Below are 24,260 nucleotides of genomic sequence, written 5' to 3'. Positions count from 1 at the left end.
GTTCGCCTCAAGAAGGGGCGGACGCTTTTTTTCGCCAGTAGCGAGCTGAATCCTTTAAAAAAACAAGGAGCAGTATGATAATATAGACCGAAACAACACCGAGGCCGATATGGCCGAAGTGTAAAAGCTGCAGAAAGACGGATACGATCGTTGCGGCATAGATTCCGCCGAGATACGTTTCCATTTGATGATTTTGATAGAGCGAGGTTAGTCTGGCCCCCAGCTGCGCGCCGATCAATGCGCCGATGATTAAAAAGATGCCGAAGTGATAGTTCAGAGTGATCGATTGTGCATATGTCAGGAACCCTGCTGAAACAATGGCAAAAACACTGACAAGGCTTGTCCCAACTGCTTTTCTTGGTTCAAGTTTTAATACGGAAATCATCAGTGGAACCATGACAAAGCCGCCCCCGACTCCAAGGGTGGTCGAAAGAAAACCGCCAGTAAACCCAATCATCAGCGCTTTCGTCATTGAAAAGGCATTTTCCGCCGGCGTCTCAGCAGTAGTTGTATTTTTCTTTTTCCTGAGCAGCTGAACAGCAAAGTACCCCATCAGTATGATATATAAGGCCGGTATCACAATTTTATCCCAATCCTTTTCGCTAAGCCACATGACAACAGGGTGTGCAGCCTGTGTGGCAAGTACTCCTGACAAGCCAAGGGTAATGGCTGTTTTCCAATAGATATTCTTCATGCGAAGATGAGCAAATACCCCTGAAACACTCGTCCCGATCGAATACATGAGACTGGTAGCGATCGCTGTAACTGGCTCATAGCCAAACAATATTAAAACAGGGGTTAAAATAAAGCCTCCCCCAAGTCCGAAAAATCCAGAAATAATCCCAACAGCAAGACCCAGGAAAATATAGAGCAAATCCATGATGCATTCTCCTTTTGACGTTCTGTGCAACATTCAAAGTGTACACCAAAAGAAGAAGTAAAGAAAAGGTATTTTACAGACTTAAATGTTTTTTCCAGCATTTAACGCACGAATATTTGTTCGTAAAAATTAGAGTTTCACAGGTCAGCTGTGTTATAATCTTATTAGCAAAATTTAGGAACGGAGGTTGTGAAATGAGTGAGCCTTTTCAGCTCGTTTCTTCTTACGAACCGCAGGGAGACCAGCCTAAAGCGATCCGCAAGCTGGTTCAGGGAATCAAAGAGAAGAAGCAAAAAATGACACTGCTTGGCGCCACAGGTACAGGTAAGACATTTACGGTTTCAAATGTCATAAAAGAGGTGAATAAACCAACGCTGGTTATCGCCCATAACAAAACATTGGCTGGACAGCTGTACAGTGAGTTCAAGGAATTCTTTCCGAATAACGCGGTTGAATACTTTGTAAGCTACTACGATTACTATCAGCCGGAAGCTTACATCCCGCAGTCCGATACGTTCATTGAAAAAGATGCGAGCATCAACGACGAAATTGATAAACTCAGACACAGTGCCACCTCTTCGTTATTTGAACGGAAGGACGTTATCATTGTTTCCAGTGTTTCCTGCATCTATGGCCTGGGTTCACCGGAAGAGTACAAAAGCCTGGTTATTTCCTTGCGTACAGGCATGGAAAGAGACAGGGACCAGCTTCTGCGTGATTTGGTAGATATCCAGTACAACCGAAATGATATCAATTTCACACGCGGTACTTTCCGCGTGCGTGGAGATGTTGTGGAGATCTTCCCGGCTTCACGTGATGAACGCTGCCTCAGAGTAGAGTTCTTTGGTGATGAGATTGATCGGATTACCGAGGTGGACGCCCTCACTGGAGAAATTGTCGGTGAACGGAACCATGTTGCCATTTTCCCGGCATCCCACTTCGTAACACGTGAAGAAAAAATGAAATTAGCCATTCAGAGGATCGAAGCCGAGCTTGAAGAGAGGCTGAAGGAGCTGAATGACGCAGGGAAGCTGCTTGAAGCCCAGCGCCTTGAGCAGCGTACGCGCTACGATATTGAAATGATGAGCGAGATGGGCTTCTGCTCAGGAATTGAAAACTATTCCCTGCACCTTACGCTTCGCCCGATTGGATCTACACCGTATACACTCCTTGATTATTTTCCTGATGATTCAATGATCGTCATCGATGAGTCCCATGTTACATTGCCGCAGATTCGTGGAATGTATAACGGAGACCAGGCAAGAAAGAATGTACTGGTGGAGCACGGCTTCCGTTTGCCGTCAGCCAAGGACAACCGTCCGCTCACGTTCCAGGAGTTCGAAGAAAAAGATAAGTTTCAGCATATATACGTTTCCGCGACCCCAGGACCTTATGAAGCGGAGCATGCCCCTGAACCGATCCAGCAGATCATCCGCCCGACAGGATTGCTTGATCCGACCATCGAAGTGAGGAAAAGCAAAGGGCAGATTGATGACCTTCTCGGGGAAATCAATGATCGTGTGGCGAAGAAAGAACGGGTGCTCGTAACAACGCTCACGAAAAAAATGTCCGAGGATCTGACAGATTATCTGCAGGAAATGGGTATAAAGGTAAGATACCTCCATTCCGAGATCAAAACGCTGGAGCGGATTCAGATCATCAGAGATCTCAGGCTCGGTGTGTTTGACGTGCTGGTCGGGATCAATCTCCTGCGGGAAGGCTTGGACATTCCTGAGGTATCTTTGGTTACGATCCTGGATGCCGATAAGGAAGGGTTCCTTCGTTCAGAAAGGTCTCTCATCCAGACGATGGGCCGTGCAGCGCGTAACAGCAATGGCCACGTCATCATGTATGCCGACCGTATTACGAATTCCATGGAGATCGCCATCGGAGAAACACAGAGGCGCCGAAATGTTCAGATGCAGTATAACGAGGAGCACGGGATCACGCCGCAAACGATTAAAAAAGCAGTGCACGATGTTATAAGTGCCACTCAAGCGGCTGAAGAAGCCGAGGAGTATACATCTAAAGCACCAAAACAAAAAATGAGCAAGAAAGACCGCGAAGCATTTGTTGAACGCCTTGAAGCTGAAATGAAAGATGCAGCAAGAAATCTGCAGTTTGAGCGCGCCGCAGAGCTTCGTGATATGATTCTGGAGCTTAAGGCTGAAGGGTAAGGTGATTGTAGTTGGCTACAAACCAAAACATTATTGTAAAGGGTGCACGCGCCCATAATTTAAAGAATATAGATATTACCATTCCAAGGGATAAACTGGTCGTATTGACCGGTCTATCAGGATCAGGCAAGTCCTCACTTGCTTTTGATACCATTTATGCAGAAGGGCAAAGGCGCTATGTTGAGTCTTTGTCTGCTTATGCGCGCCAATTTCTTGGCCAAATGGATAAGCCGGATGTCGACTCGATTGAAGGCTTGTCTCCTGCGATCTCGATCGACCAGAAAACGACGAGCCGCAACCCGCGTTCGACTGTAGGAACCGTTACTGAGATTTATGACTACCTTCGGCTTCTCTTTGCCCGAATCGGTCGTCCGGTCTGCCCGAATCACGGAATAGAGATTACATCCCAGACGATCGAGCAGATGGTCGACCGTATACTCGAGTATCCGGAACGGACCAAGCTGCAGGTTCTGGCCCCTGTGGTTTCCGGACGCAAAGGTGAACACGTTAAAGTGCTTGAAGACATTAAAAAGCAAGGCTATGTTCGTGTCAGAGTGGACGGTGAACTGCGCGACATCGGTGATGAAATCAAGCTTGAAAAGAATAAAAAGCATTCGATTGATGTGGTCATCGACCGTATTGTCGTAAAAGAAGGAATCGCCACCCGTCTCGCTGATTCCCTCGAAACGGCGCTGAACCTCTCCAGTGGGACGGTTACGGTCGATGTTATGGGAGAAGAAGAACTGTTATTCTCCCAAAATCATGCCTGCCCGTATTGCGGATTTTCAATTGGCGAGCTTGAACCGCGACTGTTTTCTTTTAACAGCCCGTTCGGGGCATGTCCTTCATGTGACGGCCTTGGAATGAAGCTTGAAGTGGATCCGGAGCTCGTCATCCCTGATTGGAGCCTGTCCTTAAATGAGAACGCGATTGCTCCATGGACACCTGTGAGCTCCCAATACTACCCGCAGCTCCTGAAAAGTGTTTGCACTCATTTTGGAATCGATATGGACGCTCCTGTTAAAGACCTGCCTAAAGAGCAGCTGGATAAAGTACTTTATGGCAGTGACACGGAGAGAATCCGTTTCCGTTATAAAAATGATTTTGGACAAGTTAAAACGAATGATATTTATTTTGAAGGCGTTCTGGCTAATGTTGAACGCCGCTATAAAGAAACCGGTTCTGATTACATCCGGGAACAGATGGAAGGGTATATGGGCCAGAAAGCCTGCCCTGCCTGCAAAGGCTACCGTCTGAAAAAAGAATCGCTGGCTGTTCTCATTAACGGCCAGCATATCGGTGAAGCCACGGCTCTTTCCGTGACCGAAGCGAAAGAATTCTTTGAAAACCTTGATCTGACGGAAAAAGAGCAGGCGATCGCACGCTTGATTTTACGTGAGATCGTTGACCGGATCGGGTTCCTGGTTAACGTCGGCCTTGATTATTTGTCACTAAACCGTGCAGCTGGAACGTTATCTGGAGGAGAAGCTCAGCGTATCCGTCTGGCAACACAGGTCGGTTCACGGCTTATGGGTGTTCTGTATATTCTGGACGAGCCTTCTATCGGACTTCATCAGCGGGACAACGACCGGCTGATCCGCACGCTTGAAGAGATGCGCAGCCTTGGTAATACACTGATCGTCGTTGAACACGATGAGGACACGATGCTGGCCGCTGATTATATTATTGATATCGGCCCTGGTGCTGGAGCTCATGGAGGCGTCATTACTGCCCAAGGCTCTCCGAATGAAATCATGGATGATCCCAACTCTCTTACCGGGCAGTATCTTTCCGGTAAAAAGTTCATCCCGCTTCCAAAGGCGAGAAGGAAGCCGGACGGCCGGAACATTGAAGTCATCGGAGCTTCTGAAAACAACCTGAAAAATGTAAAGGTAAAGATTCCTCTTGGACTATTTACAGGGGTAACAGGTGTTTCCGGTTCCGGAAAAAGTACGCTCGTTAATGAAATCCTGCATAAAGCATTGGCTCAAAAGCTTCATAAAGCCAAGGATAAACCAGGAGCTCATAAAGAAATTAAAGGCTTGGAGCATGTGGACAAAGTGATCGACATCGATCAGTCGCCGATCGGAAGGACACCTCGTTCCAATCCGGCTACCTATACAGGTGTTTTTGACGATATCCGGGATGTCTTTGCTTCCACCAACGAAGCGAAGGTTCGCGGTTACAAAAAAGGCCGTTTCAGCTTTAATGTAAAAGGCGGCCGCTGTGAAGCATGCCGTGGAGACGGGATCATCAAGATCGAAATGCATTTCCTACCTGATGTGTACGTGCCTTGCGAAGTATGCCACGGAAAACGGTACAACCGTGAAACACTGGAAGTGAAATATAAAGGGAAGAACATTGCGGATATTTTAGATATGACAGTTGAGGAAAGCGTAGATTTCTTTGCCAACATTCCTAAGATTAACCGTAAGCTGGCTACTATTCTAGACGTTGGTTTAGGTTATATTAAACTTGGACAGTCAGCTACGACCCTATCTGGCGGAGAAGCGCAGCGGGTGAAGCTTGCCTCTCAGCTCCATAAGCGTTCAACCGGTAAGACGATCTACATTCTGGATGAACCGACAACAGGGCTTCATGTTGATGATATCTCCCGTCTGTTGAAGGTGCTTCAGCGCCTCGTTGATAACGGGGATTCAGTCGTAGTCATTGAACACAATCTTGATGTAATCAAGCAGTGTGACTATTTGATCGACCTTGGCCCTGAAGGCGGAGACAAAGGCGGAACACTCGTCGGTGCAGGTACGCCCGAGAAACTGGCTGACATACCCGAATCACATACTGGCCGCTATCTTGCTCCGATCATCAAACGCGATAAGAAGCGCATGGACGCTATTCTGAAACAAAAAGAATCAGTGGCTAAATAAATCCTTTCACAGCGAGTGCCAGGCACCACGATTACACAAGTGTGTAATGGTGGTGCCTGGCACTTTAAAATTAAGAGCCTGCGATAAAATAAATCGCAGAGCTCTTCTATTTCTTCAGGAAAAGTAATAGCTTGTATATAAGAAAGTTTATTAACAGGACGATCAGACTACCTACAATAGCCGCGATGAGCCTTCCTCCTGCAGAATAATCGGCGCTGGAATCGCCCAGGGCTCCAAATATGATTCCGGCCAGCATAAGGATCGTTAAAAAAGTAAAGAAAGATTTTATCGCTTTTTGGGTTGAAAACATGTTATCCTCCAATATGATTTCCCTCACAAGTATGGCTAGGGAAGGTCTGGATGCCAAAAAAGAAGTATCCTCATCTAAGATAGCCTATAATAAGGGAAAAAAACAAATCCACAAGTGAATTTTTAAAGGATGTCTATTTCTTAAGTAGAATTACAAGAAGTAGTCCTTTTCATTGTTCTATAGTTCAGGAGGAAACACAGCATGAACCCAAAAGTAAAGCGTATTTTATCGGCCTTTTGTTATTTCAGTCTGTTTTTTGCACCTTTTCTTTTCCCGGCAGTGATTTATTTCGCTGTGCAGGACCGGGGTGTTACCTGCCATGCCAAACGTTCATTTTTATCGCACCTTTTTCCACTCATCGCTATTCCGCTCGGGATTATCATTTCAGCTGAAACGGAATTCAACATGACGGCGATCATTATCAGTGTTATTCTATTCGGCCTTACTTCGTTTGCCGTGATGGTGTGGAATATTATTCAGGGAATTAAAGTTTTTACCCGATAGATGCAGTACAGCATCCATTGACCGGAACAGAAGACAGCAGCCTAGAATCAGCCGGCGCCGGTTTTTAAAACATTGAAGGGGGCGTCAATTTCACATGGAAGAGCGAAAAATGATTTTAAACATGCTTAATGAAGGCAAGATTTCAGCAGAGGAAGCTGAAAAGCTATTGCTTGCTGTTAACCATAAAAAAGCGTTTGCGCTGCCATCCGGGACTTTGACTAAAAAACCAAAGGATACAAAAAAGGATCCTTCTAAAGGCTTTAAAATGGGCAAATTCTTCAACAGGGTCGTTAAGCGGATCAGGACGGTTGATTTTGATCTGAATTTTGGCCCGCATGAGGACGTTCACTACATTTTTGAAGACCGGCATGTCATGTTTGAGGCCATAGATATCGAGATTTATAATGGATCTATTACGATTGTTCCATGGGACAGGAATGACGTCCAGATTGAATGTGAGGCGGAAGTTTACAAGATTCCGGAAGGGACAGCAGCAAAAACAAAGTTTCGCAACGAAACGTTTTATGATTGTGATGCGACTCGTCTTCGCTTTTATGCAAGAAATAAACATCAGAAAGTGAATGCGGTCATCTCGGTACCGAGGAAAAACTATCAGGAGGTAAAGCTCGTCACGTTCAACGGCGGAATTAAGATCGGTGATTGTGAAGGCCGGCTGATGGCCTTAAAGACCACGATTGGCTCACTTTTAGTCAATAATTGCAGTGGAGATAAGCTGAAGGCCGAGGCGTCAAACGGCAGCATCACCTTAAAGGAAAGCCAATGGAAAGAGCTGATCGCCGAGACGATGAACGGTCCCGTGCGGCTGAACGGGCAAGTGGATGACATTCGAATCGAGACGATCAACGGCTCCATTTATTATCGTTTGGACACTCCGGCGACAGGGTATGCATCATTAAAAACTGTCACGGGTAAAATAGAAGCAGAATTACCTGAATCACTGGAAGTAGAGGCTAGTTTAAAGACCTATGTTGGCGGTCTTGTCAGTGATTTTGACGGAATGGAAGTCTTGGAGCAAAAAAAGGAAGTAACCAAGAAGTTTCTTCGTTTTATTGCTAATAAAGGAAACGAACCGGCTTACCGTATGGAAGCGGAAGCCAAAACAGGATCCATTGCCATCCTCAAGGTTAAATAAGGAGTGACATCATGAAAAGACTTGTTCGTTCTAGTGACCGGAAATTAGCTGGTGTCTGCGGCGGCATTGCGGACTATTTCGCCATTGACCCTGTAATTGTTCGTCTAATCGTCATTGTTGCCCTTATCGCCACAGCTGTAGCACCTGTTGTTATCGGATATTTGATTGCCATATTTATCATTCCTGAAGAAAGTGAAGTGCACTAAATGTTTAACTGGTTAATCTCTTTACTTGTGAACACTGTAGTTCTTATGGTGGTTGCAGGCTATTATCCGCCTTTTCACCTGGAAGGGGTCGGTGCTGCTTTTTTAGCCAGCATCATCCTTTCCATTTTCAACTTATTCATCAAGCCCATACTGATCCTGCTGACGCTTCCCGTCACCGTATTGTCTTTCGGTCTGTTTCTTATCGTGATCAACGCCATTCTGCTTATGCTGACAGCGAAAGTCATGGGAGATCAGTTTAATATTGACGGATTTGGCGCCGCCTTTTTGGCAGCAATCATTATCTCAGTATTAAACCTGTTGATTCAAAATTTTATAATTGAACCTATGCAAAAAAAGAAGCGTTCCAGATAGGGGCGCTTTTTTGGTAGTTAAATCGTGGAGGTGTGGTTCAAGGCACCTTATGAGTTGGGGAGATAAATTCTGCGGTGCCAGTCACCACGGTTTGGTTCAAGGCATAGAAGGGCAAAGAGGTTTGGTTCCAGGCACCTTTGCAAGGGGGGAACTTTTTTTGTTAGGTGCCAGGCACCAAGGCACCAAGGCACCAAGGCACCAAGGCACCAAGGCACCAAGGCACCAAGTTTGCTTACAGCAAAAAGAAGGAGGCGAAAAATGGAATCTCAGAGGCTGCAGTTCAGGGAGTATTCGATGGAGGATTTGGAGTTTTATGCTTCTCTATGGGGACATTCTGATGTTGTTCAATACATAGGAAAAGGATTGACAAAAACAAAAAAGGAAGCCACGAAAAGTTTAGAGAATTGGATTCTTCCAGGCTATAATTATGGTTTGGGACTTTATGTCATCCTGCTTAAAGAGACAGGGGAGCCTATCGGGCACGCTGGCCTGGTCCGCCAGATTGTGGAGGGGAGAAAAGAGACGGAGATCGGCTATTGGCTCGCAAAACCTTTTTGGGGGAAAGGGTTTGCATCAGAAGCAGCTGCCTTTTTCATGTCCTACGGAAAGATTCAGCTGAAGTATGGAAGGATGATCTCTCTCATTCATCCCAAGAATACGGCGTCCATCGCTGTGGCAAAAAAAATCGGCATGGCCTATGAAAAAACGGTGTTCTTTAACGGAAGCCGTACTCGTGTTTATGCTTCAGGAGAATAGCAGACACTAGGGCTACAAAATGACAAGGATATGAAATATTTTTGAAAAATGAATTTTGTTACCTTATTGCCCTTAGTGTACAATAATAGTTGAATGGAAGAACAATAGGAGGAGACCATGGCGAAAGTACATACAAAAGAGTTGATCGATAAATTTCAGCTTGAACTGGTCAGCGGGGAAGAAGGCGTGCACCGCACCATTACGACCAGTGATATTTCCCGTCCGGGCCTTGAGATGGCGGGGTATTTTACTTATTATCCTGCTGAACGGCTTCAGCTTCTTGGAAAAACAGAACTTTCTTTTATCAGCGAGCTGCCTTCTCAAATTCGCAGAGAGCGGATGGAACAGCTGTGTACGGATGAAACACCGGGCATTATTATCTCTCGGGAAATGGAAGTGCCTAAAGAGCTGCTGATTGCCTCTCATGGAACAGGCGTGCCGATCATGCGGACGAAAATGACCACTACCCGTCTGTCGAGCAGACTGACCAATTATTTGGAAAGCCGCCTAGCACCAATGACTGCTGTTCATGGAGTATTGGTTGATATATATGGAATCGGAGTGCTCATTAAAGGAGACAGCGGGGTAGGAAAAAGTGAAACTGCGCTCGAGCTAGTGAAACGGGGACATCGTCTGGTTGCGGATGATTCTGTAGAAATCCGCCAGGAAGATGAAGAGACTCTTGTCGGAAGTGCGCCTGAGCTGATCCAGCATCTGCTGGAGATCCGAGGTCTTGGTATCATCAACGTCATGACGCTGTTTGGTGCCGGAGCCATTCGAAACTACAAAAAGATCTCCCTCATTATCCACCTGGAAACCTGGGATTCCAAAAAGGTATACGATCGTCTGGGTCTTGAAGAAGAGACGATGCCGATACTGGATACTGAAGTGCCGATTTTAACGGTACCGGTACGTCCTGGACGTAACCTTGCCGTTATTATAGAAGTAGCTGCCATGAACTTCCGCCTAAAACGGATGGGCATGAATGCTGCCAAGCAGTTTAACGACAGACTGACGGATGCGATCGCGTCAGGAGACGAAGAAGATTTATAAATCATGGCTCGTTTCTAAATGATTTTTGCTTTGGGACGATTTAGTAAAGAATCTTCATTGACAAGTTGATTGGAGTGCAAGGTGCGAGACTCCTCGAAAATAAATTTCACATTTTCTTCGTGCGATATAACGCTGCCGAAGCCTTCCTTGTCCTGTGGGACTAGCGGGACAGGTGAAACCCACAGACGCATGCGCCGGTAAGGCTCACCGCCCGCCCCGCGGAAAGCGAGCATCCTGAAACGGAAATCAACTACTCCCAAGGACAACAAATTTTACGAAAACAGCCTAAATCATAGAAAAGACAGGTAAAAGGAAGTGGAATTGTGGACGCTAATATTCATCCGATCGACCGGGTTGCATTTGAACTTGGCCCCATTACCGTCTATTGGTATGGGGTTATTATCGGGCTTGGGGCCTTGCTGGGGCTTTGGATTGCCGTCAGGGAGTCTGAACGGCGCGGGCTTGGCAAAGACACCTTCGTGGACGTTGTCATGTGGGCGGTGCCAATCGCCATTATCTGTGCACGGATATATTATGTTGCGTTTGAATGGGATTTCTACAGTAAGCATCCCGAAAAAATTATTGCCATCTGGGAAGGCGGCATCGCCATCCATGGTGCGCTCATCGGTTCTTTTTTAACCGCTTTTATTTTTTCGAAAATCCGCGGGATTTCGTTCTGGAAACTGGCGGACATCGCGGCTCCCAGTATCATACTCGGCCAGGGAATCGGACGCTGGGGAAATTTTATGAATCAGGAAGCACACGGAGGCCCTGTCAGCCGCAGCTTTTTGGAAAACACCCTGCACCTGCCCGACTTTATCGTGAATCAAATGTACATTAATGGAACGTACTATCACCCTACTTTCTTATATGAATCACTTTGGGACTTGGCGGGATTTGTAATCCTGATGTTGTTAAGAAAAGCTAATCTCAAACGGGGTGAGCTGTTTTTCAGCTATGTCATCTGGTATTCGATCGGACGATTTTTTGTTGAAGGATTGCGGACGGACAGCTTGATGCTCACATCAACATTAAGGATCGCTCAAGTGATCTCTCTCGTACTGATCGCCGTGTCAATCATTTTAATCATCTATCGCCGCAAAGCGGGACTGTCTGAGAAGCGCTACCTGGAAGGGTAAGCCCTCTCGGCTGCCCTTTAAGTAAAAGCCAGACAGAACAACACGAAAGGACTCTCATGCTATGAAAATCAATACGGCTTTATTTGATTTAGACGGAACGCTTATCAACACGAACGAACTGATCATTGCTTCTTATCTTCATACGCTTGATAAGTTTTTCCCTGAACAATACAATCGCGAACATATTATTCCTCTGATGGGGATGCCGCTGACTGAAACGATGGAGCACTTTGACAAGAACCAAGTCAAAGAACTCATTGAAACGTACAAAGACCATAACCTTTCTCACCATGAGGAACTCGTTACAGAGTTTGAAGGGGTGATTGAAACGATCGAGACGCTGCATAAAAACGGCTACAAACTTGGCATCGTGACTACCAAGATGAGGCGTTCCGTTAACCTGGGGCTTAAACTTGAGGGTCTTGACCGCTATTTTGATACGATCGTTACGCTCGATGATGTGGAGCGGGCCAAGCCAGATGCGGAACCTGTGGAAAAAGCACTGGCTCTACTGAATGCCAAACCCGAGGAAGCCATCATGATCGGTGACAGCAAGTATGATATTCTGTCAGGAAAAAATGCGGGGACAAAAACAGCAGGAGTGGCCTGGACCATTCGGGGCCGTGAGTATCTTGAGGAGTTTTCACCAGATTATATGCTGGGTGAAATGACGGACCTGCTGGCCATTTTAGGAGAGAAATAAAGTGAGAAAAACGGAACGGTACCCTGTTCAAGGCAAAAATTCGCTTTACCAGGTCTATGCCACGGTGCCTTTTTGGAAGGTGGCAAAGAATTTTGCTGCCATCCAGGTATCGCGCTATACTCCCTTTCTGCCCGTGAAAAACTGGATCTACCGGACATTTCTCGGTATGAAGGTAGGAGAAGATACAGCGGTCGCCCTGATGGTGATGATGGATGTCATGTTTCCCGAGCGGATTTCGATTGGCCGAAATACGGTCATCGGTTATAACACGACGATTCTCGCACATGAATACTTGATCCGGGAGTACCGGCTTGGTGATGTGATCATCGGGGATGAAGTGATGATCGGTGCAAATAGCACGATTCTTCCAGGGGTCACGATTGGACATGGTGCAGTTGTTTCTGCAGGCACACTCGTTCATAAAGATGTACCCGCAGGGGCCTTTGTCGGTGGAAATCCCATGCAAATCATATATACGAAAGAAGAAATGGAAGGACGGGAGCGGGAAAAAAGTTGAATTTTGTCGTGCTTTCGGCTCTTGGGTTTTTATTGCGTAAGGAGTATACTAGAAACAAGACAACTCGGTAAGCAGGAGGGAAGAAACTTGAATCGAAAATCTTTTTCTGTATTTTTTGTAAGAGATACATTCAAAGTAGGCCATCTCATGGACGATAGCACCATGGGTCAACATTCTGCATCCCAAGCCAGCAGCAACACAGAACTTCTTGCAACAAGAGACGCTTACCGTTTTCGCACTACGGTTTCCCGGTTAAAAGGAAGTGCATTTGTAAAGCACTATGAGCTGCATGATGATAAAGCCAGTATCTATTATTATGGTGATTATGCCTCCTTTCGCAGGCTGGTACCTCATTCCGCACTCGGGAAGGAAGACTACTTACACTACTTAGGCACTGAAGAAGCAGTGTACCAACTACTCCTTGATTCCACGGTTTATTTGCTGAAAGAACTCCATTTCCTTAATCATGTAAACATCGAAATTCCGAACCATGGTAAAAAATATACAGTCAGCGTTTCACGGGACGAATTGGACGAACACCTGGATTGCCATCTGTCTGAAATGAAGGACGGACACCATCACCGGTTTTATTTATTATGCCGGGATTTAGAAGTGGAAAAATTCGTATCTCAATTTGTAAAAGTTAAAAGGCTGCGCAGAAAACATTAAATTTTGCTGAGAAAAACCAATGCGGATACATGCATTGGTTTTTTTATTTTGTTTAAAAAAGGTCCCTCAAGGAATTCAGCATCATTTAGAGAAGTAATAAGACAGCTGAAATGGAGGGTTTAACATGGAAATGATGACTGGAACTGTAAAAGAACTGATTGGCGATTCCGAGTGGCTCAAAGGGTTTACTGTGATGAAAGAGCTGAGAACGGAACTGTCTCAGCAGGAGTACTTGGAGCTCATGCAAATCATGTCAAAGGAGGGATATCGCCTTTTTGCTCTTGAGCAGGAGGGAGTTGCAGCGGCTGTTGCGGGAATTATCGTACGGACCAATTTTTATAATAAAAAACACGTTTTTGTTTATGATCTTGTTACTCATCCGGATCACCGATCAAAAGGATACGGAGAAAAATTGCTGGATCATGTGCACCAATGGGCTAAAGAAGAGGGCTGTGAATTTGCCTCTTTGGAATCGGGAGTTCAGCGGAAAGATGCTCATCGCTTCTACGAAGACAGGATGGGCTATGAACGATACTGCTATTCTTTTCGAAAAACGCTGTAGGAAGAAGCTGACGAATGAAAGATACCTATCATTTTATATCGGAATCTGAAGCGGTCCATCATGAAGAACTGCATCAGCTCTATGAAGATATTTTTGGACAGGACCGAAAAATATTGTTCGCAGAGCTTAAGGGCAAGAAAAAGCTCTCCATCCTTGCCGTTTCACGGAATGGAGAGCTGGCTGGATTTAAGATGGGATATGAACAGAAAAACGGCCGATATTATAGCTGGTTAGGAGGAATTAAAGCAGAATATCGAAAGCAAGGACTGGCATCAGAATTAATGAAGAGGCAGCACGAATGGCTAAAAAGAGAAGGCTATCATTCGGTTCAGACGAAGACCAAGAATAAATGGAGAAGTATGCTGATCCTCAATATCAAATGTGGTTTTGACATCATTGGGACGTATACCGACAGCAAGGGAGAGCCAAAGATCATCCTGGAAAAAAAGCTGTGAATGATCTATTGAATGAGTGATTCCATCATGTCTGCGCTCAGGGGACCAATATGAAGCTGGGCGATCGTGCCGCTTTTGTCTATGACATACGTCGTTGGTAAGGTAAACGCATGATACTTTCCACCCACTTTCCCCTTTTCATCATATAAAACAGGGAAGGTGACGTGATGCTTTTTGGCAAATGTTTTGGCCGCTTCACGTGAATCTTCAGATGTAAGATTCACGGCGAGAATGACCACATCTTTGCTTCCATGTTCTTTATAAAAACGCTGCATCTCCGGCATCTCAGCCTGGCACGGAGGGCACCAGCTGGCCCAAAAGTTCAGAAACACTGTTTTTCCTTTATATTGGGAAAGTGAGATCGTTTTCCCGTCCATAGAGTTTAGTCTGAAATCAGGCGGGGTGTTGCCTCTTTTCAAGCCTGATGCTCCTGCTTCAGCGGCTGGAAGCTTTTTATTCTCGATAGTGGCGGTTCCGGCTAAAGAAAGCAAAACAAGAGCTGCTAGTACAAGCGAGCTGAGTCTGTGAACACGTTTGTTTTTCATGAAAAGAAGAACAAAAAATATTCCGCATGATACGGTGGAAAAAGCAGCGGACACGATGCTTTTTTCATAGAAAGCATGAACACCCTCGTAAAACATGAAGAAGGCAGTTCCGGAGAGTGTGCCAGTGAATAATAAAGAGGATGCTGATGCATGCGTTCTGCTCAGAGCAATTAAAACATACAAACCAGCAGCGATCGTCCCCAAAACCAGCCCCGGTGTGCCTCCTGAAAAATAGAGAAGGTAACTGGGGTGCTTAATCGCCAATAACGGGTGTAGGAAAAAATAGCTTATTTTCCATATGAACAGGATAAGGGCTGCGGCATTCCAGACTAGATTGATTTCTGAATACCCTTTGGTTTCCTTTTTGGCTTTAAAATGCACCACTCCATAAGCAAACATTCCAGATAACAATAGGAGCAAAAGCTGAGTGTTCAAGTGTAAGGTCCCCAGCTGAATAACTTCTGGCATCGATCATAACCGCCTTCCTTAAAAACATATTATTACTATTACTATTACCTTATCCACGGTAAGGGACAAGTATGATAGAGAAAATCATGAAAAGGGTGATGAATAATGAGCCGTGTAACGGATGAAATACGTTCAAGATTTAAATGTGTGAAATGCCAGCATGACCGATGCCAAACGAAGGAACTTGCCATGACAGGATCAGGCTTAAGCAAGCTTCTCGATATCCAGCATAACCATTATTTGTTTGTATCGTGTGAGAACTGCGGATGTGTGGAGGTTTACAATCCGTCCATTCTGGAAGGGAAGAAAGGGCAGCTCGGGACGATCATGGACATCTTCTTCGGATGAAAAAAGCTTCAGACAGCGGAACATCATGTTCTCGCTGCTGAAGCTTTTTTACTAAAAATTTTATAGAACATATGGTATGGATTTACATTCATGTCAAACCTCTCATACTGATGCTTGAGAGAGGCCCTCAAGTCATTTTTTATAAGACTCTTCAATCCCAACATACCCTAAACATCATCTTGGATAAACAATATGTCTTTTGTTACAAAAGATAGAATCCAACACCCATAATCAGGTAGGCTGCGAGAAGGGTCAAGCCTTCAAACCAGTTGGTATCCCCATCATTCGTAATGGAGATGGTCAGGAACACAGCCAAGACCATCGAAACGAGTTCAGGCAGTGAGAAGACTAGTGACATCTGCTTCTCAAAGAACATGGAAGCAAGAACAAGAACAGGAGCAACAAACATGGCGATTTGGAGTGTTGAACCGACGGCGATTTCAACAGTTACTCCAACTTTGTTTTTGTAGGCCATCAATACAGCAGAAGCATGTTCAGCTGCATTACCAACGATTGCGACGATGATAATACCGATGAATACTTCGCTCCAGCCAAGTGCTCTGCCTACTTCTTCAAACGTATGCACGAGGTTTTCTGAAATGTACGCAACAGCCAAGGTTGCGAGGAATAGAACAGTGATGGATTTCTTCTTCGTCCACTCTGCCGCTTCTTCTTCATCATGCTCTCCGCTTTCCTCGTCATAGGCATAAACGCCGCGATGAGTCACAAGCTTAAAGTAGAGGGCAGCCAAGTAAAGGACGATCATGATCGCAGAAACCCAAATGCTCAATGTAAAAGATTCGTGATTATCAAGTGTCAATGAGAATACTTCAGGGAAAACAAAAGCTACAACAATGGCAAAAATCATTAATCCCGCGTTGTGCTGGGCATCATGCACATTAAACTTTTGCCGTTTAAACTTCAGGCCGCCGATAAAGAACGAAAGTCCCCCGACAAGCAAAAGGTTCCCCAATACTGAACCTGTCAAAGATGCGAGCACGACTGAAACTAATCCGGCTTTTAAGGCAAAAATAGAAATGATCAGTTCTACGGCATTGCCGAAAGTGGCGTTAAGCAGCCCTCCGACCCTGGGGCCGACTGTAATGGCAAGGCTCTCGGTCGCTCTTCCCATAAATGAAGCCAGGGCAACAATCGTGATGCAATAAATAATAAATGAAGCAACTGCTGGCCAATGCATCAGGCTGGCGACAACAGATAAAGGAATTCCTAGTATAATTCCGATGAAAAAAATGCGATTAATCAATATGTATGCTCCTTTATAGTAGAGTTTTTTTGTGAAATACTAAATTAACTGAAGTGAATCCTATGTTTTTAGCTCCCATCAAGTATTCCCTTTTTCATCCGTCTGTAACGTATTTTATCGATAAAAGGGTCAAGGCTGCAAGTGTTGCATTCCCGCTCTTTCGGTTGACGAATGACAAAAAGAGGTGTAGACTACAACGTATATTTTATCTCGGTAGTATATTAGCGAACTAAAGCGAAGTGAAGGTGTGAGTCAATGTCAAAGCCGTTTGTTTTCGAAAAACCAATGGGGATGAGAGATACTCTTCCCGTGTTATATCAAGTAAAACAGCAGGTTCGTAAGGTGATGGAACAGGAGATCAAAGGATGGGGCTATCAGTTCATTCAAACCCCTACTTTAGAATATTACGATACAGTAGGCGAAGCATCTGCGATCCTGGATCAGCAGCTCTTTAAACTAATGGATTCAGAAGGAAAAACGCTCGTCCTCAGGCCAGACATGACAGCGCCGATCGCCCGAGTGGTTTCTTCGAGCATGAAAGATGTTTCGTATCCCATTCGTCTGGCATATGATTCGGCTGTATTCCGTTCACAGCAGCGGGAAGGAGGCCGCCCTGCAGAATTTGAACAAGTAGGCGTCGAACTGATTGGCGATGGAACTTCAAGTGCGGATGCGGAGGTTATCGCGCTCATGGTGTCAGCCCTCTCAAAGGCAGGACTGCAAGAGTTTAAAGTGGCCGTGGGGCATATTGGATTCCTTAATGAACTTTTTCTTGAAGTGCTCGGAAACGCTGAGCGAGCAGAAGAACTTTTGCGATATTTATATGAAAAAAATTATGTAGGCTATGCCAGTCATGTGAAAAACCTGGCACTGTCGTCCATTGATAAAAAACGATTGCTGGAACTGCTTCACCTGCGGGGAGGAGAAGAGATCCTGGATGAGGCCAAAGATATGTCAGCACCTGGAGGGAAAAAAGCAGTTGCTGATTTACAGGAGCTTTTTTCAATTTTAGATTTGTACGGAGTAAAAGATAAAGTCGTCCTTGATTTTACGCTCTTCAGCCATATGAGCTATTACACGGGCATCGTTTTCGAAGGATATACCAATGAGCTTGGCTTTCCGCTATGCAGCGGAGGCAGATATGATCAGCTGCTCGGTGAATTCGGCAGGAGTGCGCAGGCGATCGGTTTCGGTATCCGGCTTGATTACTTGATCGAGGCATTGAACGTGAAAGAGCCACTTAACCCTCGAACATGCATCGTTTTTAGTCCGGACCGCAGAAAAGAAGCCATCGAAAAATCAAGAGAACTTCGCGAAAAAGGGCTATCTGCTGTTGTTCAGGATATTTCAGGGGTCGGCAGCGTTGATGAATACAGCGGCCGTTTTCAAGAAGTCATTTATTATATCGGCAAACCGGAGAAAGGGGAGGTACAATGAGCAGCTTATTAACGGTAGCAATGCCAAAAGGGCGGATTTTTCAGGAAGCAGTAGAGCTTTTGCGCCAGGCGGGTTATCCGCTGCCTCCCGAATTTGAAGATTCGAGAAAACTCATTATTGAAATAGAAGAAGCAGGGATGCGTTTTATCCTGGCCAAGCCGATGGACGTTCCCACTTATGTGGAGCACGGCGTTGCAGATGTAGGGATCGCTGGAAAAGACGTAATGCTTGAAGAAGAACGGGATGTATATGAAGTCCTGGACCTGAAAATCAGCGGCTGTTATCTGGCTGTGGCCGGCCTTCCCGGACAAAGAGAAAACTCGGTGGCACCTAAGATTGCGACGAAATATCCGAATGTGGCGGCACAGTATTTCCGGGAGCAGGGAGAACAGGTGGAGATCATCAAATTGAATGGATCCATTGAGCTCGCTCCGCTGATCGGATTGGCGGACCGCATTGTCGATATCGTTTCTAGCGGAAGAACATTGAAGGAGAACGGCCTTGTAGAAATGGAAAAAATCCGGGGAATTACGTCCAGAATCATCGTCAATCCAGCGAGCTACCGCATGAAAGCAGGGGTTATTGATGAGCTGGTCGAACGTCTTAGCAAAGTGGTAGAGAGCAAGGAGGAAGTACTGTGAAGATTGAGAGAGCGATAGACCTAAAAAGTTTACAGCGAGGCATCGATCAGGACTCTGAAGCTCAGCTTTCTTCTGTCAAAAGTATCTTAAACCAGGTAAAAGAACAGGGAGATGCCGCACTTTTTGAGCTGACAGAGAAGTTTGACGGAGTGCAGCTGAAGGAACTGCAGGTGTCACCAGAAGAAATTCGGCAGGCATACGAGGAAATCGACGATGAAATGGTTGAAATCATAAAAGAAGCCGCCAGGAACATAGAGGAATACCATGTTCAGCAAAAAAAGCAATCATGGTTTTTTACTAGACAGGATGGTACACTGCTTGGCCAGAAAATTACACCGCTTGATTCCGTAGGCGTGTATGTTCCCGGTGGTACAGCAGCTTATCCTTCGTCCGTGCTTATGGGTGTAACACCAGCAAAGGTGGCTGGCGTAGAGCGGATCGTGCTGATTTCCCCGCCTGACAAAAACGGGAAGCTCCCGGCTGGTGTCCTGGTAGCCGCCAATGAAAGCGGCGTGGCTGAGATCTATAAAAGCGGCGGAGCACAGGCCATTGGGGCTCTTGCTTACGGAACAGAAACGATCCAGAACGTAGATAAAATTGTTGGACCCGGAAACCTTTATGTGGCACTCGCGAAACGTGAAGTATTTGGAACGGTCGATATTGATATGATTGCAGGTCCGAGTGAAATCGCTGTATTGGCTGATCAGACTGCCAATCCTTCCTACATTGCTGCTGACTTGCTTTCACAGGCGGAGCATGATCCGAGATCAGCGGCTGTTTTGGTAACAACATCAGAAGTCCTGGCAGAACAAGTGGCAGAAGAAGTGGACAAGCAGCTGCAGACGCTTCCACGCAGAGAGATCGCAGGAGAAGCGGTACGGAATTATGGGGCCATCTATCTCGTGGACAATTTGAAAGACGGCATCCATCTAATCAATGAAATCGCACCGGAGCATTTGGAAGTGATGACGGAAAGCCCGATGGAACTGCTGGGGCAAATTAAACATGCGGGTGCAATTTTTCTTGGCCCGAACAGCTCAGAGCCAGTTGGTGATTACTTTGCCGGCAGCAACCATGTTTTGCCGACCAGTGGAACCGCACGTTTTTCATCGCCGCTCAATGTGGACGATTTTACGAAAAAATCAAGTGTCATCATGTACAGTGAAACAGCCATTAAGGATAACGCTAAAAAGATAGCCGCATTTGCCCGGCTCGAAGGTCTGGAAGCACACGCACGGGCAGTAGAGAAGCGATTGGGGGAAACTGAACATGAGTAACCGAACCTATTCAATAGAAAGAAATACAAAAGAAACGCAGATCGCCCTGGAGTTTTCCATTGATGGCGAAGGACAATCGGACATCGACACACCTGTTCCTTTCTTAAACCACATGCTGGACGGGTTTACCCGGCATGGCTTATTTAATCTATCGGTGAAAGCCACTGGAGATACGGAGATTGATGATCACCACACGACAGAGGATGTTGGAATCTGTCTTGGAACAGCAATCAAGGAAGCTCTTGGCGATAAAAAGGGGATTAAGCGCTATGGGAACGCTTTTGTGCCGATGGATGAAACCCTTGCCCAAGTGGCCATCGACTTAAGCAACCGTCCTCATCTTGAGTTTCGCGCAGAATTCCCTTCTCAAAAGGTAGGGACATTTGATACAGAGCTTGTGCACGAGTTTTTCTGGAAGCTTGCACTGGAAGCACGAATGAATCTTCATGTAATTGTGCATTACGGAACAAACACCCATCATATGATTGAAGCCGTATTTAAGGCCTTCGCGAAAGCGTTAGATGAAGCGACCCTTATCGATCCCCGTGTGAAGGGTGTTCCTTCAACAAAGGGGATGTTATAAATGATCGGCATTATCGATTACGGGATGGGGAACCTGCACTCCGTAAGTTCCGCCCTCGAACGCCTTGATCAGCCTTACTTTCTTTCTGATCAAATAGAAGAGCTGGCAAAAGCAGATAAGCTTCTCCTGCCGGGTGTAGGGTCGTTTAAGGACGCCATGGCCATTTTAAACGGAACAGGACTGGCAGATTTTATTAAAGAAGAAGCAACTGCAGGAAAGCCGCTGCTCGGTATCTGCCTCGGCATGCAGATTCTTTTTGAAGAAAGCGAGGAAAATGGCATCACCAAAGGGTTAGGTCTGCTTCCCGGAACAGTCGAACGTTTCTCAGGAAAAACGAGCAGCGGTGAGACGTACAAAGTACCGCATATGGGATGGAATAAGCTTGAGTACAACCGAACTTCTCCGTTGATTGAAAACCTGGATGAAGGCTATGTTTATTTTGTTCATTCCTATGCGGTCCAAACGGGTGACAGCGATTGTTTGATTGCCCAGGCGCAATACGGTGGCCAAAGCGTGCCCGCGGTAGTCGGACAGAACAATATTTTCGGTACACAATTTCATCCGGAAAAAAGTTCAGAAGTCGGCATGACGATTTTAAGCAATTTTTGCAATCTGGCAGAGGAGGCGAAGGCATGAGTGAATTTTTATTGTATCCAGCCATTGATATGCGCGGCGGGAAATGCGTAAGGCTGCTGCAGGGAGATTATAATCAGGAAACCGTTTATGGAGATTCCCCTTTTGACATGGCCAAGCAATTCGCGGAAGCGGGTGCAAAATGGATTCATATGGTTGATCTTGATGGTGCAAAGTCGGGGGAGAGGGTCAATCACCAGCATGCTGTCCGAGTCGCCAAAGAACTTCAGGTTTCTGTACAGATAGGAGGCGGAATACGCACGGAAGAGGATGTGGCCTTCTATCTGGAAGAGGGAGTGAACCGTGTGATCCTGGGAAGCGCGGCGATTTCCAATCCGGAGTTTGTACTAAAAATGCTTCGTACTTACGGAGCACGGATTGCAATTGGAATTGATGCTCGAGACGGCTATGTGGCGACTGAAGGATGGCTGAACACGTCGGAGATCAAAGCGGCTGATCTTGCTGAGCGGCTGTCGAATGAAGGAGCAGAGACGTTTATTTTTACAGATATCTCGAAGGACGGTACCCTGCAAGGGCCGAACACCGAAGCGATCGGCCAGCTAGCCGGTCTAACGGGTAAAAACGTGATCGCATCAGGAGGCATCAGCTCTCTGGCTGATCTTGAAACGCTGAAAAAAGACCACCGCGGCATTGGCGGTGCGATTATCGGGAAAGCACTGTACACAGGCAGATTTACACTAGAGGAAGCGCTGGAGAAGGTGAAATAAATGCTGACAAAACGAATCATTCCCTGTCTTGATGTCAAAGAAGGCAGAGTTGTAAAAGGCATACAGTTCGTCAACCTCATTGACGCTGGTGATCCGGTCGAGCTTGCAGCTTTTTATGACCGGGAAGGTGCGGATGAGCTTGTCTTTCTTGATATTTCCGCTTCTCATGAAGGCCGGCAGACGATGATCGATGTCGTGGACCGGGTGGCGAGTCAGCTTGCCATCCCGTTTACCGTAGGTGGAGGCATCAATTCACTGGAAGACATGAAACGTGTGCTGCGAGCAGGCGCCGATAAAGTTTCTGTTAATACAGCTGCACTTTTGCGCCCTGAGCTCATTACAGAAGGAGCTGATTACTTCGGTTCCCAATGTATTGTCACAGCGATCGATGCCAAGTATGATGAATCTCTTGGTTCTTGGCGTGTCTATACTCATGGGGGCAGAAAACCGACCGAGTGGGAAGTAACGGCATGGGCGAAAGAGGCGGTCAAGCGGGGTGCAGGCGAAATTTTGCTGACGAGCATGGATCAGGACGGAGAAAAGAGCGGTTTTAATCTGGCACTGACGAAAGCAGTAAGTGAAGCAGTTACGGTTCCGGTCATCGCATCCGGCGGAGCGGGGAATGCACAGCACTTCCATGAAGCTTTTACAGAAGGAAAAGCAGATGCAGGTCTTGCTGCCAGCATCTTTCATTATAAGGAAACGTCGGTTAGAGAAGTAAAGAAAGAGCTAAAAGAAAAAGGAGTGGTGATCCGATGAATGTGTCTTCCGTAAAGTTTGATGAAAAAGGGCTGGTGCCGGCCATCGTTCAGGACGCCCGAACGAAAACGGTGCTTACCCTTGCCTATATGAATGAAGAATCACTGAAAAAAACACTCGAGATTGGTGAAACGGTATTCTACAGCCGTTCCCGCCAGGAGCTCTGGCACAAGGGTGAAACGTCCGGCAACACGCAAAAAGTTGTGGACATCCGCATGGACTGCGACCAGGATGCGCTCGTCGTGTTTGTCGATCCGAAGGGCCCTGCGTGCCATACCGGGGCTGAGAGTTGTTTTTCTGGGGAAGCATCACTGCGAGGTTCGGTTGATCAAGAGCTTCTACGAGGTTCGGTTACAGGCACCATAAGTTCGGTGCCAGTCACCGACGTGCCAGCCACCGACGTGTCAGTCACCGATGGATCAGCCACTGAAGGGAAAACATCGTACGGGGATGTTGTTCCGGGCAAAGCAGGAGGAAGTAAATCTCCTGAAATACTTAATGTGCTGCAGGGGCTGATTGCCGAGCGAGAGCGGCAGATGCCTGAGGGAGCATACACTACCTATCTTTTTGATAAAGGTGTGGACAAGATATTGAAAAAGGTCGGAGAAGAAGCTTCAGAGGTGATCATTGCCGCAAAGAATCGCGACAAAGAAGAACTGAAATGGGAAGCAGCCGACTTGATTTATCACCTTCTTGTCCTTTTGCAGGAACAAAAGCTTCCGTTTGCTGAAGTTTTGGGCGTATTAGAAGAGCGACATACTTCCAAGGATCGAAAATAAAAAGCAATTGTGGGGCCGCCGGGATGTTCGGCGGCCTTTTTGTGCGATGAAATGATGAATTGAGCGTAAATCAGGGATAATTGAGCCAACTGGAGAATAATTGGAGTCTAACTCAAATTAATTGAGCCAAACAAGCACTTAATTGATCCAATCTAACTAATCAGACTTCTTCACCACCACAACAAACGCCTCCAAACCAAATCCCTGGAATAAACTTGAATTCCCCCACTGAATACACTAAACTAGTGAGAAACCAATTGAGAAAAAAGTAATGAGAGGAATCAGTAGTAGTTATCTCCCTGTTTCAGAGAACCGGTGGGTGGTGTGAACCGGTACACAGATAAGTATGAATTACCTCCTCGAACTTTCTTTGTGAACCGGTTGTTCATTTCAGATCAGTAGCAGAGAACGGCCTGAACCGTTAATTCGCTTGAGTGGAAGCTTTAAGCTTCAA

27 protein-coding genes and 1 other annotated feature (1 of these 28 only partly in view) are annotated in these 24,260 nt (G+C 46.1%); of the genes, 23 read left to right on the top strand and 4 right to left on the bottom strand.

Going from position 1 to position 24,260, the window contains the following annotated elements:
* Positions 1–7: 7 nt before the first annotated feature.
* A complete protein-coding gene (locus LCY76_RS18585; RefSeq protein ID WP_248253857.1) occupies positions 8–880 on the bottom strand; it encodes a sulfite exporter TauE/SafE family protein in 873 nt (290 codons plus the stop codon).
* Positions 881–1,074: 194 nt separating this feature from the next.
* Between LCY76_RS18585 and uvrB the strand changes: the two genes are divergently transcribed.
* Both uvrB and uvrA read left to right on the top strand, forming a co-directional pair.
* Positions 1,075–3,057, top strand: coding sequence for an excinuclease ABC subunit UvrB (gene uvrB, locus LCY76_RS18580; RefSeq protein WP_248253856.1), 1,983 nt, complete (start codon positions 1,075–1,077; stop codon positions 3,055–3,057).
* An 11-nt stretch (positions 3,058–3,068) separates the two neighbouring features.
* Positions 3,069–5,945 carry an excinuclease ABC subunit UvrA gene (gene uvrA / locus LCY76_RS18575; RefSeq protein WP_272885637.1) on the top strand — a complete coding sequence of 959 codons (2,877 nt, stop codon included), beginning with the start codon at positions 3,069–3,071 and terminating at the stop codon, positions 5,943–5,945.
* A gap of 106 nt (positions 5,946–6,051) precedes the next feature.
* Here uvrA and LCY76_RS18570 read toward each other — a convergent pair whose 3' ends face one another.
* A complete protein-coding gene (locus LCY76_RS18570) occupies positions 6,052–6,255 on the bottom strand; it encodes a hypothetical protein (protein ID WP_248253855.1) in 204 nt (67 codons plus the stop codon).
* Positions 6,256–6,456: 201 nt separating this feature from the next.
* On the opposite strand from LCY76_RS18570, the gene LCY76_RS18565 reads away from it, so the two are divergent.
* The 12 genes from LCY76_RS18565 (at position 6,457) to LCY76_RS18510 (ending at position 14,344) form a co-directional block, all read left to right on the top strand.
* Positions 6,457–6,759: a hypothetical protein gene (locus LCY76_RS18565; protein ID WP_248253854.1), complete on the top strand. Its 303-nt coding sequence runs from the start codon at positions 6,457–6,459 to the stop codon at positions 6,757–6,759.
* A gap of 94 nt (positions 6,760–6,853) precedes the next feature.
* Complete coding sequence (locus LCY76_RS18560) at positions 6,854–7,912, top strand: DUF4097 family beta strand repeat-containing protein (protein ID WP_248253853.1); 1,059 nt, start codon at positions 6,854–6,856, stop codon at positions 7,910–7,912.
* Positions 7,913–7,923: 11 nt separating this feature from the next.
* Entirely contained in the window at positions 7,924–8,118 is a 195-nt protein-coding gene (locus LCY76_RS18555) for a PspC domain-containing protein (protein WP_175501768.1), read from the top strand.
* A complete protein-coding gene (locus tag LCY76_RS18550; RefSeq protein WP_053357062.1) occupies positions 8,119–8,490 on the top strand; it encodes a phage holin family protein in 372 nt (123 codons plus the stop codon).
* Between the two features lie 258 nt (positions 8,491–8,748).
* Positions 8,749–9,246, top strand: a complete 498-nt coding sequence (locus tag LCY76_RS18545; protein WP_248253852.1) for a GNAT family N-acetyltransferase — start codon at positions 8,749–8,751, stop codon at positions 9,244–9,246.
* Between the two features lie 117 nt (positions 9,247–9,363).
* Entirely contained in the window at positions 9,364–10,299 is a 936-nt protein-coding gene (hprK, locus tag LCY76_RS18540; RefSeq protein ID WP_248253851.1) for an HPr(Ser) kinase/phosphatase, read from the top strand.
* Positions 10,300–10,622: 323 nt separating this feature from the next.
* Entirely contained in the window at positions 10,623–11,438 is an 816-nt protein-coding gene (gene lgt, locus LCY76_RS18535; RefSeq protein ID WP_248253850.1) for a prolipoprotein diacylglyceryl transferase, read from the top strand.
* Between the two features lie 61 nt (positions 11,439–11,499).
* On the top strand, positions 11,500–12,141 hold the full coding sequence (gene ppaX / locus LCY76_RS18530) for a pyrophosphatase PpaX (protein WP_248253849.1): 642 nt from the start codon (positions 11,500–11,502) through the stop codon (positions 12,139–12,141).
* Position 12,142: 1 nt separating this feature from the next.
* Positions 12,143–12,658 carry an acyltransferase gene (locus LCY76_RS18525; protein ID WP_248253848.1) on the top strand — a complete coding sequence of 172 codons (516 nt, stop codon included), beginning with the start codon at positions 12,143–12,145 and terminating at the stop codon, positions 12,656–12,658.
* Positions 12,659–12,745: 87 nt separating this feature from the next.
* Positions 12,746–13,327: a hypothetical protein gene (locus tag LCY76_RS18520; protein ID WP_248253847.1), complete on the top strand. Its 582-nt coding sequence runs from the start codon at positions 12,746–12,748 to the stop codon at positions 13,325–13,327.
* A gap of 124 nt (positions 13,328–13,451) precedes the next feature.
* Complete coding sequence (locus LCY76_RS18515; protein ID WP_248253846.1) at positions 13,452–13,889, top strand: GNAT family N-acetyltransferase; 438 nt, start codon at positions 13,452–13,454, stop codon at positions 13,887–13,889.
* Positions 13,890–13,903: 14 nt separating this feature from the next.
* Entirely contained in the window at positions 13,904–14,344 is a 441-nt protein-coding gene (locus tag LCY76_RS18510; protein ID WP_248253845.1) for a GNAT family N-acetyltransferase, read from the top strand.
* Positions 14,345–14,349: 5 nt separating this feature from the next.
* Here LCY76_RS18510 and LCY76_RS18505 read toward each other — a convergent pair whose 3' ends face one another.
* Positions 14,350–15,357, bottom strand: a complete 1,008-nt coding sequence (locus LCY76_RS18505) for a peroxiredoxin family protein (RefSeq protein ID WP_248253844.1) — start codon at positions 15,355–15,357, stop codon at positions 14,350–14,352.
* 105 nt (positions 15,358–15,462) lie between these two features.
* On the opposite strand from LCY76_RS18505, the gene LCY76_RS18500 reads away from it, so the two are divergent.
* On the top strand, positions 15,463–15,705 hold the full coding sequence (locus LCY76_RS18500; protein WP_248253843.1) for a zinc ribbon domain-containing protein: 243 nt from the start codon (positions 15,463–15,465) through the stop codon (positions 15,703–15,705).
* Positions 15,706–15,907: 202 nt separating this feature from the next.
* Here the strand turns inward: LCY76_RS18500 and cax are convergent, their stop codons facing one another.
* Positions 15,908–16,972 (bottom strand): calcium/proton exchanger, encoded by a 1,065-nt coding sequence (cax, locus tag LCY76_RS18495; RefSeq protein ID WP_336606287.1) that lies wholly within the window; start codon positions 16,970–16,972, stop codon positions 15,908–15,910.
* Between the two features lie 252 nt (positions 16,973–17,224).
* Between cax and LCY76_RS18490 the strand changes: the two genes are divergently transcribed.
* Genes LCY76_RS18490 through hisI form a run of 8 tightly spaced genes read left to right on the top strand, consistent with a single transcriptional unit; the run spans position 17,225 to position 23,806 of the window.
* Positions 17,225–18,406 carry an ATP phosphoribosyltransferase regulatory subunit gene (locus LCY76_RS18490; RefSeq protein ID WP_248253842.1) on the top strand — a complete coding sequence of 394 codons (1,182 nt, stop codon included), beginning with the start codon at positions 17,225–17,227 and terminating at the stop codon, positions 18,404–18,406.
* Positions 18,403–19,047 carry an ATP phosphoribosyltransferase gene (hisG, locus tag LCY76_RS18485; RefSeq protein ID WP_248253841.1) on the top strand — a complete coding sequence of 215 codons (645 nt, stop codon included), beginning with the start codon at positions 18,403–18,405 and terminating at the stop codon, positions 19,045–19,047. The genes LCY76_RS18490 and hisG overlap by 4 nt, the downstream gene beginning before the upstream one ends.
* Positions 19,044–20,324 (top strand): histidinol dehydrogenase, encoded by a 1,281-nt coding sequence (gene hisD / locus LCY76_RS18480; RefSeq protein ID WP_248253840.1) that lies wholly within the window; start codon positions 19,044–19,046, stop codon positions 20,322–20,324. The genes hisG and hisD overlap by 4 nt, the downstream gene beginning before the upstream one ends.
* On the top strand, positions 20,317–20,907 hold the full coding sequence (hisB, locus tag LCY76_RS18475) for an imidazoleglycerol-phosphate dehydratase HisB (RefSeq protein WP_062237961.1): 591 nt from the start codon (positions 20,317–20,319) through the stop codon (positions 20,905–20,907). Before hisD ends, hisB begins: the two co-directional genes overlap by 8 nt.
* Entirely contained in the window at positions 20,908–21,543 is a 636-nt protein-coding gene (hisH, locus tag LCY76_RS18470) for an imidazole glycerol phosphate synthase subunit HisH (RefSeq protein WP_248253839.1), read from the top strand.
* A complete protein-coding gene (hisA, locus tag LCY76_RS18465) occupies positions 21,540–22,268 on the top strand; it encodes a 1-(5-phosphoribosyl)-5-[(5-phosphoribosylamino)methylideneamino]imidazole-4-carboxamide isomerase (RefSeq protein ID WP_248253838.1) in 729 nt (242 codons plus the stop codon). The genes hisH and hisA overlap by 4 nt, the downstream gene beginning before the upstream one ends.
* Positions 22,269–23,027, top strand: coding sequence for an imidazole glycerol phosphate synthase subunit HisF (gene hisF / locus LCY76_RS18460; RefSeq protein WP_248253837.1), 759 nt, complete (start codon positions 22,269–22,271; stop codon positions 23,025–23,027).
* The gene (hisI, locus tag LCY76_RS18455) at positions 23,024–23,806 is read left to right on the top strand and encodes a phosphoribosyl-AMP cyclohydrolase (protein WP_248253836.1); all 783 of its coding nucleotides are present in this window, start codon (positions 23,024–23,026) and stop codon (positions 23,804–23,806) included. Before hisF ends, hisI begins: the two co-directional genes overlap by 4 nt.
* Positions 23,807–24,068: 262 nt before the next feature.
* Positions 24,069–24,260, top strand: a binding site (T-box leader) (it continues 37 nt past the right edge of the window).

Origin of the sequence: Fictibacillus marinisediminis, assembly GCF_023149135.1 — a bacterium.
GTDB classification, from domain to species: Bacteria; Bacillota; Bacilli; order Bacillales; family Fictibacillaceae; genus Fictibacillus_C; species Fictibacillus_C marinisediminis.
This window is presented reverse-complemented; position numbering and strand designations above follow the sequence as displayed.